General features: G+C 67.0%; 13 protein-coding genes. 10 read left to right on the forward strand and 3 right to left on the reverse strand.

Features of this window, described 5'->3' with window-relative positions; translation table 11 throughout:
- The first annotated feature begins 41 nt into the window (after positions 1-41).
- The 3 genes from AC07WS_RS15395 (at position 42) to AC07WS_RS15405 (ending at position 3,431) form a co-directional block, all read left to right on the forward strand.
- Positions 42-1,106 carry a rhodanese-like domain-containing protein gene (locus AC07WS_RS15395; RefSeq protein WP_494729927.1) on the forward strand — a complete coding sequence of 355 codons (1,065 nt, stop codon included), beginning with the start codon at positions 42-44 and terminating at the stop codon, positions 1,104-1,106.
- A 133-nt stretch (positions 1,107-1,239) separates the two neighbouring features.
- Positions 1,240-2,421: a hypothetical protein gene (locus AC07WS_RS15400; protein WP_494729928.1), complete on the forward strand. Its 1,182-nt coding sequence runs from the start codon at positions 1,240-1,242 to the stop codon at positions 2,419-2,421.
- A 20-nt stretch (positions 2,422-2,441) separates the two neighbouring features.
- Complete coding sequence (locus AC07WS_RS15405) at positions 2,442-3,431, forward strand: DUF4034 domain-containing protein (RefSeq protein ID WP_494729929.1); 990 nt, start codon at positions 2,442-2,444, stop codon at positions 3,429-3,431.
- Positions 3,432-3,438: 7 nt separating this feature from the next.
- On the opposite strand, the gene AC07WS_RS15410 is transcribed toward AC07WS_RS15405, so the two are convergent.
- Complete coding sequence (locus tag AC07WS_RS15410; protein WP_494729930.1) at positions 3,439-3,867, reverse strand: thioredoxin family protein; 429 nt, start codon at positions 3,865-3,867, stop codon at positions 3,439-3,441.
- A 97-nt stretch (positions 3,868-3,964) separates the two neighbouring features.
- On the opposite strand from AC07WS_RS15410, the gene tsaB reads away from it, so the two are divergent.
- From tsaB to AC07WS_RS15430, 4 genes are read left to right on the forward strand one after another with little or no spacing between them, the layout of a single operon-like run.
- Positions 3,965-4,666, forward strand: coding sequence for a tRNA (adenosine(37)-N6)-threonylcarbamoyltransferase complex dimerization subunit type 1 TsaB (gene tsaB, locus AC07WS_RS15415; RefSeq protein WP_494729931.1), 702 nt, complete (start codon positions 3,965-3,967; stop codon positions 4,664-4,666).
- Positions 4,663-5,133: a ribosomal protein S18-alanine N-acetyltransferase gene (rimI, locus tag AC07WS_RS15420; protein WP_494729932.1), complete on the forward strand. Its 471-nt coding sequence runs from the start codon at positions 4,663-4,665 to the stop codon at positions 5,131-5,133. The genes tsaB and rimI overlap by 4 nt, the downstream gene beginning before the upstream one ends.
- Positions 5,130-6,119, forward strand: a complete 990-nt coding sequence (locus AC07WS_RS15425) for a uracil-DNA glycosylase (protein ID WP_494729933.1) — start codon at positions 5,130-5,132, stop codon at positions 6,117-6,119. Before rimI ends, AC07WS_RS15425 begins: the two co-directional genes overlap by 4 nt.
- Entirely contained in the window at positions 6,112-7,131 is a 1,020-nt protein-coding gene (locus tag AC07WS_RS15430) for a DUF1853 family protein (protein ID WP_494729934.1), read from the forward strand. The genes AC07WS_RS15425 and AC07WS_RS15430 overlap by 8 nt, the downstream gene beginning before the upstream one ends.
- A gap of 7 nt (positions 7,132-7,138) precedes the next feature.
- On the opposite strand, the gene lplT is transcribed toward AC07WS_RS15430, so the two are convergent.
- Positions 7,139-8,401, reverse strand: coding sequence for a lysophospholipid transporter LplT (lplT, locus tag AC07WS_RS15435; protein ID WP_494729935.1), 1,263 nt, complete (start codon positions 8,399-8,401; stop codon positions 7,139-7,141).
- 129 nt (positions 8,402-8,530) lie between these two features.
- Between lplT and alr the strand changes: the two genes are divergently transcribed.
- The 3 genes from alr (at position 8,531) to AC07WS_RS15450 (ending at position 11,400) form a co-directional block, all read left to right on the forward strand.
- Complete coding sequence (gene alr, locus AC07WS_RS15440) at positions 8,531-9,625, forward strand: alanine racemase (RefSeq protein WP_494729936.1); 1,095 nt, start codon at positions 8,531-8,533, stop codon at positions 9,623-9,625.
- A 4-nt stretch (positions 9,626-9,629) separates the two neighbouring features.
- Positions 9,630-11,006, forward strand: coding sequence for a DNA repair protein RadA (gene radA, locus AC07WS_RS15445; protein ID WP_161100215.1), 1,377 nt, complete (start codon positions 9,630-9,632; stop codon positions 11,004-11,006).
- Positions 11,007-11,079: 73 nt separating this feature from the next.
- Entirely contained in the window at positions 11,080-11,400 is a 321-nt protein-coding gene (locus AC07WS_RS15450) for a PilZ domain-containing protein (RefSeq protein ID WP_494729937.1), read from the forward strand.
- On the opposite strand, the gene AC07WS_RS15455 is transcribed toward AC07WS_RS15450, so the two are convergent.
- Entirely contained in the window at positions 11,381-12,142 is a 762-nt protein-coding gene (locus AC07WS_RS15455) for a citrate/2-methylcitrate synthase (protein ID WP_494729938.1), read from the reverse strand. The genes AC07WS_RS15450 and AC07WS_RS15455 overlap by 20 nt on opposite strands.
- Position 12,143: the final 1 nt, after the last annotated feature.

Here is a 12,143-nt window from a genome sequence, read left to right on the forward strand (position 1 = left end):
CCCGGCGACGGCTTGAATCACCTTTTTAGAGCTCAGTCATTATGATTTTTCGCCAACTTTTCGATCCGACTTCCTCCACCTACACCTACCTGCTGGGCGACGGCGGCGAGGCGCTGCTGATCGATCCGGTCTACGAGCAGGTACCGCGCGACCTGGCGTTGCTGAAGGAGTTGGGCTTGCGCCTGCTGGCCACGCTCGACACCCACGTCCACGCCGACCACGTCACCGGCGCCTGGCGCCTGCATCAGTGCTGCGGCAGCCGCATCGCGCTGGCGGAAGCGGCGGGCGCGCAGCTGGTCGACCGGCCGCTGCGCCATGGCGACCGCATCGACTTCGGCAGCCGCCACCTGACCGTGCGCGCCACGCCCGGCCACACCAACGGCTGCCTGACCTTTGTGCTGGACGACGAGAGCATGGCCTTCACCGGCGACAGCCTGCTGATACGCGGCTGCGGCCGCACCGATTTCCAGCAGGGCAGTCCGCAGCAGTTGTTCGCCTCGGTGCGCGGGCAGATCCTGTCGCTGCCCGAGACCTGCCTGCTGTATCCGGCGCATGATTATCGCGGCATCACCGTGACCAGCGTGGCCGAGGAGCGCCGCTTCAATCCGCGCCTGGGCGGCGACGTCGACGAGGGCGACTTCGCCGGGCATATGAACAACCTGCACCTGCCGCATCCGAAGCTGATCGCGGTGGCGGTGCCGGCCAATATGCGCTGCGGCCAGCCGGAGGGCAACGTGCCGCCGCCGGACACGCCGGCCTGGGCGCCGTTGACGCTGCGCTTCAGCGGCGTGTGGGAGATCGAGCCGATGGCGCTGCTGGAGCACGCGGCCGAGGTGCAGATCGTCGATGTGCGCGAGGCGCCGGAGTTCATCGATCAGCTGGGGCATCTGCAAGGCGCGCGGCTGGTGCCGCTGTCGCAGTTGATGGACCGCGTGGACGAACTGGATAAGAGCCGGCCGGTGGTGGCGGTGTGCCGCTCGGGCGTGCGCTCGGCGCAGGCCAGCGTGCTGCTGGCCAAGGCTGGCTTCACGCAGGTCGCCAATCTGGCCGGCGGCATGCTGCGCTGGAAGGCCGAGGCGCTGCCGGTGGCGTCCGACAGCGTCTGACGATGCGGCATGGGCATGGGCGTGGACCGGGACACGGTGGCGGCGCTCATGGATACGCCGGTTGTGACAATCTGCGTAGATGTCGGACAGTTGAAGCGCGTATAGTTGCCATTTTTATTACCAGCTTAAGTCCATGCTCAGCGTGCGCCGGTTTCCCCTCTTGATTGTTGCCTTGGTTTCGACGCTTGCCTCCGCCGCCACGACAGACGAGGCGGAGAATGCGGAAATTATCAAGGGACTGCATTCCGCTTTGCTGCGTTCGTTTGCGCTGGACAAGGACTTGAAGCTCGACCCGGCATTGCGCTCGGCGGCCGACGAGATCAGCGCGGCCCACATAGCCCGCATCGACCAATTGTTCCCGCTCTGGCTGGCGGAGGAGCGCCAGGCCCAAACCACGGCCGCGGCGGGCAAGGCCGCCGGATACTCCCAGGTGCCCTTCGCCGTATGGGCCCGGATGCTGAATGAACTGGCATTGTGGCAGATCGATCCGGGCGATGCCGACTACGAGCGCGCGACCTTGGCGGTGCTGCGATTATCGCCGCGTGTATGTTTTGTCGCCGGCGACTACCGCTACACCGATTTCGCCGCGCGCATCGTGCGTATCCAGGCGATGCCGGCTGGCCAGCGCGCGGCGGCGCTGGCGACGGAGCGGGGCTTGCTTGGCCGTTGGGGGCAGGCGAGGGCGGATGTCCCGGCCTGGCCCGATCCGCTGCCGCAGGACGCCGGTGCGCAGTGGCGCAAGCGGGTTGCATTGGCCGGCGAGCGTCCTGTGCAGGCGTTGTCACCGGTGCTGGCGCAGGCCATACTGGTCGAAAAGAAGAGCTTCGAGGAGCTGCATCCGCAGTTGAAGTGCGCGCTGCAGCAGTGGTGGTTGCAGGTGAGCCTGCGGCAGGGCGCGACGCCAGCGGCGGCGCTGAACGCTTTTCGCTACGGCACATTGATCAACGCCGCCGACCGTTTCGGCAATGACGCCGAGCGCGCGCCGCCGGATGGCAAGCCGGCGCCGGGAGCGGGCGCCTATCCGACCATCGCCGCCCGTTTCTCTGTCACTGGCACGACCATCATGCGCGCGCGGCTGGATTCCACCGGCAAGCCCGTGCAGGCCAGTGTCGCCGGCCGCAAGATCGACGTGCCAGGCGTCCGTGGCGTGCGCCCCGTGGCCTTCGAAAACGTCTTCGACGCGGCGGCCGTGAAATATGCGCTGGGCGGCTACCGTTATGACCAACGGCGCGGCGCCGAGCCGTTCGTGTTCCAGCTGGTGTGGTCCTTGCCGAACGATCCTGCGGCCGATAAGACGACTGGGGGTGGGCAATGAAATTTTCGTCAAGATGCGTGATGCCGTGGGCGATCTGGGCCCTGGCCTGCTGCGCTGTCGCGCCGGCCTTGGCCGATACCGCCGTGTCGCCGATCACCGTCGAGGCCGAGCACACGTTCTGGTGGGGCGATTTTGCCGCGCTGGAAAAACAGAACGCCTTGCTCAGGCAGCCCGGCCACATTACCTCCGATGGCACGTCGGAGATTGAGCTGTTTCGCACCGGACTGAACCGGGTGATCGGCTCCGGCGAGGCCGACCGCGAGGCGTATCTGCGGGAGCTGGAGGCATTGACCCTGCAATGGGCCGGCGAATACCCGCGATCGGCGCTGGCGCATGTGCTGCACGCGGAGGTGCTGACGTCCCACGCATGGTCGTATCGCGGCAACGGCTTTATCCATGAGGTGCCGCCACAGGCGTGGGAGGATTTTCAGTCGTATCTGCAGCGCGCGGCCAAATATCTGGCGGACCATGCCGATGTTGCCCTGACCGACAGTTATGCGTACGAAGCGCTGGTGGAGATCGGCATGGGCCTGGACTGGAGTCCCGCGCAACAGCGGGCCATCGCCGAGGAAGGCTTGAAGCGCAATCCCGAGGATGTCGGTTTGTACTTCCGGGTAGTGAAAACCTTGCTACCCAAGTGGGGCGGCAGCGCAAAGCTGCTGGACCAATATATCCGCAAGGTGACGGAAAGCACCAAGGCCACGTACGGCACCGGCATGTATGCGCGCCTGTATTCCTACGCGGCCGAAGAGCAGTATGGTCACGCGCTGTTTGAGGCCAGCGCGGCCGATTGGCCGACCATGAAGCGCAGTTATGAAGACATGATGGCGCGTTACCCCGACAGCCCCACGCGCCGCAATTATTACGCTTATATGGCTTGCTTGGCCAAGGACCAGGAGACGTTGCGCAGGCTGCTGGAGGAATTGGGCCCGCAGGTTGACGCGTCGAAGTGGGGGCCTAACCCGAAGCGCAGCCTGGAGGGATGCCAGCGCCTCGCGGCCAAGGTCTAGCCCTGGCTCAGGCCAGCGCGTTGCGCATCAAGGTGCGCAGGTTGCAGTCGGCTTGCCATTGGCGGCGTTCTTCGCTGCTGACGGCCAGTTCGGCCAGCTCGGCGTCGCCGAGCGCGGACTTGGCTAGCACCAGCCGGTGCGCCAGCGCGCCGTCGGGCAGCATGGTGCCGAAGAAGGCCACCAGTTCGTGGTGCTGGATCAGCAGGGTGGGGAAGTTCTCCACGTCGAGATCGCCCACCACGTCGGCATGGTCTTCGATGTCGATCCAGATGAACAGCTTGTCCGGGTGGCGCGCAGCCACCTCCTCGAACGTGGCGCGGTAGGACGCGCAGGTGCCGCACCAGGCCGCGCACAGGCAGGCCACGATCCAGCGGTCGCCGGCCAGGGCGGCGGCGATCTGTTCGCGATTGTCGGAATTCAGGGTCAAACTGTGCATGGTAATTGTCGGCTGACGGCGGCCTCTGCGCCTAACGGGCGTATTCTACATCCCCGCGCGGGGTCGCGCCTGCCAGCCCGGCGGGTTAAAATACGCCATGCCTATTATTCTTGCCATTGAAACCTCCTCCGAACTGGCCTCCGTCGCGCTGCTGCGCGGCGAGAGCGTCATCAGCCGCGTGTCCTCGGGCGTGCGCACCCATTCGCAATCGGTGCTGCCGATGATACAGGAGCTGCTGGCCGAAGCCGGTATCGCCTTGAAAGACTGCGACGCCATCGCCTTCGGCTCCGGCCCCGGCTCGTTCACCGGCGTGCGTACCGCCTGCGGGATCGCGCAGGGCCTGGCCTTCGGCGGCAAGCTGCCGGTGGTGCCGGTGGTCACGCTCGACGCGATGGCGCTGGCCTGCCATCAGTGCCACGGCGCCGGTGAAGTGCTGGCGGTGCTCGATGCGCGCATGGGCGAGGTGTACTGGGCGCAGTACCGCTTCGCGGACGGCGCGGCGCCGGTGCCGGTGCTGCCGCCCGCGCTGTCGGCGCCCGAGGGCGTGCAGCCGCAGGGCGCGCCTGTCGCTTGCGGCAATGGCTTGTCGGCCTATGCCGGGGCGTTCGCCGGCGGCGGCTTCGCCGAGGTGATGCCGCATGCGGAGCAGGTCGCACAACTGGCGGCCGTCGCACTGGCGGCCGGCCGGACGGTGACGGCGGCCGAGGCGCAGCCGCTGTATTTGCGGAACAAGATCGCCTACACCCAGGCCGAACGGCGCGACATGGCGGCCGCCAAGGCTGCCGAAGGTGGCGCATGAAGCAGGTGTGGGATCTGGCGCGGCTCAATTATGAACCGATGCAGCAGGCCGATTTGCCCGATGTGGTGGCGCTGGAGGAGAGCGTTTATCCGCATCCCTGGAGCATGGCCAACTTCGTCGATTCGCTCAACAGCAATTACGAGGCGTGGGTGCTGCGCGATCAGCAGGGCGACTTGCTGGGCTATTTCCTGCTGATGGCGATCGTCGACGAGGCGCATTTGCTCAACGTGGCGGTGTCGGCGGAGAAGCAGGGGCAGGGCCTGGGGCGCTTCCTGCTGAACCAGGCCGTGGCCTGCGCGCGCGGGCTGGGCATGGAGTCGGTGTTGCTGGAGGTGCGGCCATCGAACACGCGGGCGCTGGAGATTTATGAGCGCTACGGATTTAAACATATCGGTCGGCGCAAGGGCTACTATCCGGCCGCCAATCAGCAACGCGAGGACGCAATCGTTATGCGGTTCAGTTTATGATGGCCCGGAGTGCCGTGTTCCTCGACGAGATGGGCGTGGGCGTGCAATGGAAATTGCGTAATCCGCCAGCGGCCGGAGAGCTTGTGGAGCAGGATGTGGCGGCCGGGGAGACCATGCCGGTGCCGGCTGAAGCGCCGCCCGCGCGCAGTGTCGAGCCGCAGCCGGTGCAGGCGGCCGTCGCGGCCCCCGTCCCGGAGCGCGCACCGGCTCACGCCGAAGCTGCGGCCCCGGTGCCGCAGCCCGCGGCCGCTCACGCGGCAGTTGCTGCTCCGGCCCCACAGCCGGCACCTGCAGCCGCGATGGCGCCATCGCCCGCACCGTCCCCCGCGCTGGACGACGCAGCCGTCGCGCCCGACGACGACTCCACCGCCTGGTTCGACGAGGCGCCCGCGCCTGCCCGCGCGGAGCCGGTCAGCGACGAGGCCATCGCCGCCATGGGCTGGACCGAATTGAAAGCCGCCGTCGCCACCTGCACCCGCTGCGACCTGTGCGAGACGCGCCGCAACGCCGTCAACGGCCGCGGCGCCGCCAACGCCACATGGATGGCCATCGCCGCCGCGCCGACCCGCCTGGACGAGAAGGAAAACCAGTCCATCGCCGGCGAAGCGGGGCAACTGCTGGACAATATGCTGAAGGCCATCGCGCTCAAGCCGGAGGCGGACGTCTATGTCACCAACCTGGTCAAGTGCCGTCCCTCCGACGCCGAAGGCGCCGACCGCGCACCGAGCGGCGAGGAACTGCTGGCCTGCCGTCCGTTCCTGGAGCGCGAGCTGGCGCTGACCGGCGCGGCGATGGCCATGACCTTCGGCCAGTACGCCGCCAAGGGCCTGATGATGGGCCCGGCCGCGCGCGGCAAGGTGATGCGCTACGGCGCGTCCGAACTGCCGGTGGTGGCCACCTATCATCCGGACGACCTGCTGCGCCGGCCGGAGGACAAGGCCAAGGCCTGGGGCGACCTGTGCCTGGCCAAGGCGGCCCGTGACTAGCCAGCCGCCCGTCTCGCCGGCGAGTCCGTCCCCGTCCGGGGCGCTCGCCGGACACGCGCCGGCGGACAGCTATCAACTCCGCTTCGAACAACGCTGGGGGCACCTGACACGTCCACATGTGCGGGCGCTGGCCTGGCTGCTGGACGCGCCGGACCTGCTGGACCCGGCCTCGCCGCACTGGCAAGGCCGCATCGCCACACTGGGCGCCGTGTCGCCGGAGACGGCCGACTGGCTGGCCGCGCTGGAGCAGGACCCCATCCCGTTGGAAGCCGCCCTGGGCCCCCGCCACTACTCGCGCCTGGGCCTGTACGCCGAAAAGCTGATGGCCTTCTACTTCGCCGAGCATGGCCGACTGGTCGCGCACGGCCTGCAAGTGCGCGCCAGCCGCAACGACACCGTCGGCGAATTCGACTTCCTGCTGCGCGAAGGCGACGACCTGGTCCACCTGGAATTCGCCACCAAGTTCTACCTGCTCGACGCCAGCGACGCCGGCGCCGACTTCAACGGCCTGATCGGCCCCAACCTGGCCGACACGCTGGGCGCCAAGATGCGCAAGATCTTCGACAAGCAGCTGTCGCTGGCCAGCCATCCCGCCGCGCAGCCCTTGCTGCCGCAGCCGGTGGCGCGGGCGCAGGCGCTGGTCAAGGGCTGGCTGTTCTATCCGGGCGGCGAGGATGCGGCGCCGATGCCGGGCATCTCGCAACCGCACTGCAGTGGCTTCTGGATCACGCTGCAGCAGGCCGCCAGCTTGCCAGACGAGCGCTACGCCATCATGCCGCGCCTGCACTGGCTGGCGCCGTTGAAGGCGCAGCTCGATTCCACCGCGATGAGCAAGGACGAGCTGCTGGCCGCGCTGCGCGATCACATGGCGCAGGTGTCCGCGCCGGTGATGGTGGCGGAGCTGGAACAGCAAGGGGAGTGGTTGGTGGAGCGGCGCCGGGGCTTCGTGGTGCCCGACGATTGGCGCGCGCAAGCCGCGCAGCGCCGCCACGACGGGGCGCTGCCGGCGTAACGGACTGTCAGTGTTTCAGCTCGCCGATCAGCGCGACCGAATCGAACTCGCGCTGGTTGGCCGCATGCTTGCGCATGATGAAGAACATGGTCCCGGCCAGGAACAGGCCGAACAGCACGATGATCACGTCCAGGTTCAGGTGGCCGCGCAGCATCAGCGAATACATGGCCAGCATGGTCAGGATGGACAGGTTCTCGTTGAAGTTCTGCACCGCGATCGAATGGCCCGCGCTCATCAAGACGTGGCCGCGGTGCTGCAGCAGCGCGTTCATCGGCACCAGGAAGAAGCCGCCCAGCAGGCCGACCAGGATCAGCAGCGGATAGGCCAGCGCCACCGATTTCACCAAGGTCATGCTCATGACGATGACGCCCATGGCGATGCCCATCGGGATCACGTTCAGCGACTTGCGCAGCGAGATGAAGCGCGCCGACAGCACCGCGCCCAGCGCCACGCCGATGGCGACCACGCCGACCAGGCTGGTCGATTGCTCGTAGCTCAGCTTGAGGGTGCGGTTGGCCCACTCCAGCACGATGAATTGCAGCGTCTGCGCGGCGCCCCAGAACAGCGTGGTGACCGCCAGCGAAATCTGGCCCAGCTTGTCTTTCCACAGCAGGCCGTAGCAGTTGGCGAAGTCGGTGATCAGCTTGACCGGGTTGCGTTCCTGGTGGCCGTAGACGCAGCCGGTGTCCGGGATGCGGGTGTTGAACAGCGCCGCCAGCATGTAGATGCCGACCACCACGCACAGCGCCGCCTGGGGCGGGGTGTTGATGCCGGTGTCGATCAGCGGGAAGTCAAAGCCCAGCAGGAAGGACGACACCTGGCCGCCGACCAGCTTGCCGCCCATGACGGTGCCGAAGATGATCGACATCACGGTCAAGCCTTCAACCCAGCCATTGGCGGCGACAAGTTTCTCTGCGGGAAGTAATTCGGTCAGGATGCCGTATTTGGCGGGCGAATACACGGCGGCGCCGAAGCCCACCAGCGCGTACGCGAGCAGCGGATGGACGTGGGCGAAGATCAGCAGACAGCCGGCAACCTTGATCAGGTTGGAGATGAACATGACCTTGCCTTTGGGCATGGAATCGGCGAAAGCGCCGACAAATGCAGCCAACAGCACGTAAAACAGCGTAAAGGAGAGCTTCAGGAGCGGCGTGATCCACGCCGGGGACTTCATGGTGACTAGCAGGTCGATCGCGACAAAGAGCAGCGCATTGTCCGCCAATGACGAAAAGAATTGCGCTGCCATGATGGTATAGAAACCACGATTCATTCTGGGATGCCTGAAAACTTATCTGGCTTGCTTTATACCATGCTTTGTTCGTATCCCCAAGAATTGAGCCGTGCGGATCAGCCGCCGCACGGTAAAATACGGCCTTCCCATATTTCGCTCACATTGCATATGCCTAGGCCGATCGTTGCAACCATCCATGTTGATTCCATGAAGCATAACCTGGCCTGCGCCAAGGCCCAGGCGCCGGGCGCCAAGGCCTGGGGCGTGGTCAAGGCCAACGGCTACGGCCACGGGCTGGAGCGGGCGATGCGCGGCTTCGCCGACGCCGACGGGCTGGCGCTGGTGGAGGTCGACTACGCCGTGCGGCTGCGCGAGCTGGGCTGGAAAAAGCCCATCCTGTTATTGGAGGGTTTCTTCGATCCGGCCGACTTGCACACGATGGCCGGCTACGATTTGCAGGCCGCCGTGCATTGCAACGAGCAGCTGGCCTGGCTGGAGGCGGCGCAGGCCGGGCTGGCGCAGCGCGGCGTCAAATTTGACCTGCATCTGAAAATGAACAGCGGCATGAACCGGCTCGGCTTCATGCCGGACGCCTACGCCGCCGCGCATGCGCGCCTGAGCGCGATGGCCTGCGTGCGCAGCATCACCATGATCACCCACTTCGCCAACGCTGACGACGCCGAGCATCCATTGCTGCCGATCGCCGAGCAGGTGCGCCGCTTCGAGCTGGGCACGGCCGGGCTGGCCGGGGCGCGCAGCCTGTCGAATTCGGCCGGCGTGCTGATGCACCAGAAAACGCTGCGCAACGACTGGATCCGTCCGGGCATCATGCTGTACGGCGGCTCGCCGGGCGGCGCCACGGCCGCATCGTTCGGCCTGGAGCCGACCATGACCCTGAGCAGCGAGATCATCGGCATCCAGCACATCGTGGCCGGCGACGTGGTCGGCTACGGCAGCCGCTTCCAGGCCGAGGGGCCGATGACCATCGGCGTGGTCGCCTGCGGCTATGCGGACGGCTATCCGCGCAGCGCGCCGATGGGCACGCCGGCGCTGGTGGACGGCGTGCGCACCCGCCTGGTGGGCCGGGTGTCGATGGACATGCTGACCGTGGACCTGACCGATGTGCCGTCGGCGCGGGTGGGCAGCAAGGTCACGCTGTGGGGCCGCGGCATGCCCATCGACGAGGTGGCCGAGGCGGCCGGCACCATCGGCTACGAGCTGATGTGCGCGCTGGCGCCGCGCGTGCCGGTGCTGGAAGGCTGAGCGGATGGCCAAGGCTAAAACCAACTACACCTGCAGCGAATGCGGCGGCACGGCCACCAAGTGGACCGGCCAGTGCGCCTCCTGCCAGCAGTGGAACACGATGGTGGAGACCGTCATCGAGGCGGGCGGCAACAACCGTTACTCGCAGCCGCAGCATTTGTCGCTGGCGCAGACCGCGCCGGTGCTGTCGCTGGCCGACATCGACGCCATCGACGTGCCGCGCTTCGGCACCGGCATCGAGGAGTTCGACCGCGTGCTGGGCGGCGGCCTGGTGGCGGGCGGCGTGGTGCTGATCGGCGGCGATCCCGGCATCGGCAAGTCGACCCTGCTGTTGCAGGCGCTGGCCAATGTGTCGCACCTGAAAAAGGTGCTGTACGTCAGCGGCGAGGAATCCGGCGCGCAGATCGCGCTGCGCGCCAAGCGGCTCAACATCGACGCCCGCGACCTCAAGCTGCAGGCCGAGATCCAGCTGGAGAAGATCCTCGGCACGCTGGCCGACCTGAAGCCGGAAGTGGCGGTGATCGACTCGATCCAGACCGTGTATTCGGACGCGCTCAGTTCGGCGCCCGGTTCGGTGGCGCAGGTGCGCGAATGCGCGGCCCAGCTGACGCGCATGGCCAAGCAGACCGGCGTCACCATCATCCTGGTCGGCCATGTGACCAAGGAGGGCGCGCTGGCCGGCCCGCGCGTGCTGGAGCACATCGTCGACACGGTGCTGTATTTCGAGGGCGACAACCATTCGAGCTTCCGCCTGGTGCGGGCCATCAAGAACCGTTTCGGCGCGGTCAACGAGCTGGGCGTGTTCGCGATGACGGAAAAGGGCTTGAAGGGCGTGTCGAATCCGTCGGCGCTGTTCCTGTCCCAGCATGACAACCAGGTGCCCGGTTCCTGCGTGATGGTGACGCAGGAGGGCACGCGTCCCTTGCTGGTCGAAATCCAGGCGCTGGTGGACGCCAGCCACCTGCCTAACGCGCGCCGGCTGTCGGTGGGTCTGGAGCAGAATAGGCTGGCGATGCTGCTGGCGGTGCTGCACCGGCACGCCGGCATCGCGGCCTTCGACCAGGATGTTTTCATCAACGCGGTGGGCGGCGTGAAGATCACCGAGCCGGCGGCCGACCTGGCGGTGCTGCTGGCGATTAATTCGTCGATGCGCAGCAAGCCGCTGCCGCGCGGCTTCGTAGTGTTCGGCGAGGTGGGGCTGGCCGGCGAGATCCGCCCGGCGCCGCGCGGGCAGGAGCGGCTGCGCGAGGCGGCCAAGCTGGGCTTCTCGACGGCGATGATCCCGACCGCCAACGCGCCCAAGCAGCCGATCGAGGGCATGACCATCATCGCGGTCGATCGCATCGACGATGCCTTCAATAAGCTGCGCGAAATCCAATAACGTTGTATTGTTATGTGTTGTAATCGTTAATACTGAACAATTAGTAACTGAATACGCACAAAGGAACAGGATAGTGTTAGTTGATCAAAGGTCGGTCGCGCGCAAGATCGTGCGCGCCAAGGCGGTGGTGGCTATGGACGGCATGCCGCCGCTGCAGGGGCGCACCATCGATATCAGTGCCCATGGGTTGTCGCTCAATTTCGAGCATAAGCTGGCGGTCGGGCATATGGGACAGTTGTCGTTCGAGCTGTTCATCGACGGCAAGCCGCAGGTGCTGACCTGCCGCTCCAAGGTTACGTATTGCATCTTCAGTGGCGATCATTTCAAGATCGGCTACCAGTTCCTCAATCTCGATTCCATCACCTCCAGCGCGGTCAACAAATTCCTGCGCTAGGCCCGACGTAGCGGGCCCGGGGGCGTATCGGGCGCTGGGCTTGCACTTGTTCGAGTGCATGCGCCAGCCAGCCGACGCAGCGGCCCAGGGCGAACAGCATGAAGGGCGCGTCGTCCGGCAGCTCATGGGCGGTGGCCAGCGCGGTCAGCGCGAAATCAATGTTGGGCAATTCCCCCGCCTGCGCTTCGGCCGCGGCGGCCAGGGCGGCGTGCGGCTGCAATTCCGGCAATAACTTCAGCAGGGCGCGGGCGCGCGGGTCGCCTTCCGCGTAGAGCTTGTGGCCGAAGGCGGGCAGCGGGCGGCCGCTGGCCAGCCAATGCGCGACTGCCTGGTCGGCGCCGTGCAGGCGGGCGGCGGCGATCAGCTGCGCGAATTCGGCCGAGGCGCCGCCGTGCAGCGGGCCGGTCAGCGTGGTGAAGCCGGCCAGCACGCCGGCCGACAGCGAGGCGCCGGTCGAGACGGCGACGCGGGTGGCGAAGGTGGAGGCGTTCAGTTCGTGGTCGGCCATCAGGACCAGGGCGCGGCGCAGCAGGTCTTCGGACGCGGGGCGCCGCCAGGCGAGGGCGAGGCGGGCGCTGATGGTGCTTGGCGCGGCCTGGCCGGCCGGGGCTGGGCCGATCATCGCTTGCGTGAGCGTGGCCAGGATGCCGGCCGCTTCGGCGCGCAGTTCGGCGGCCGGGCGGCATAGGGACGGCGCGTCGGTGGGGGTGGGCGGCGCCAGGGCCAGCCGGCCGGAGCACACC

It is taken from the genome of Duganella sp. GW821-FHT01E12, from assembly GCF_059422325.1.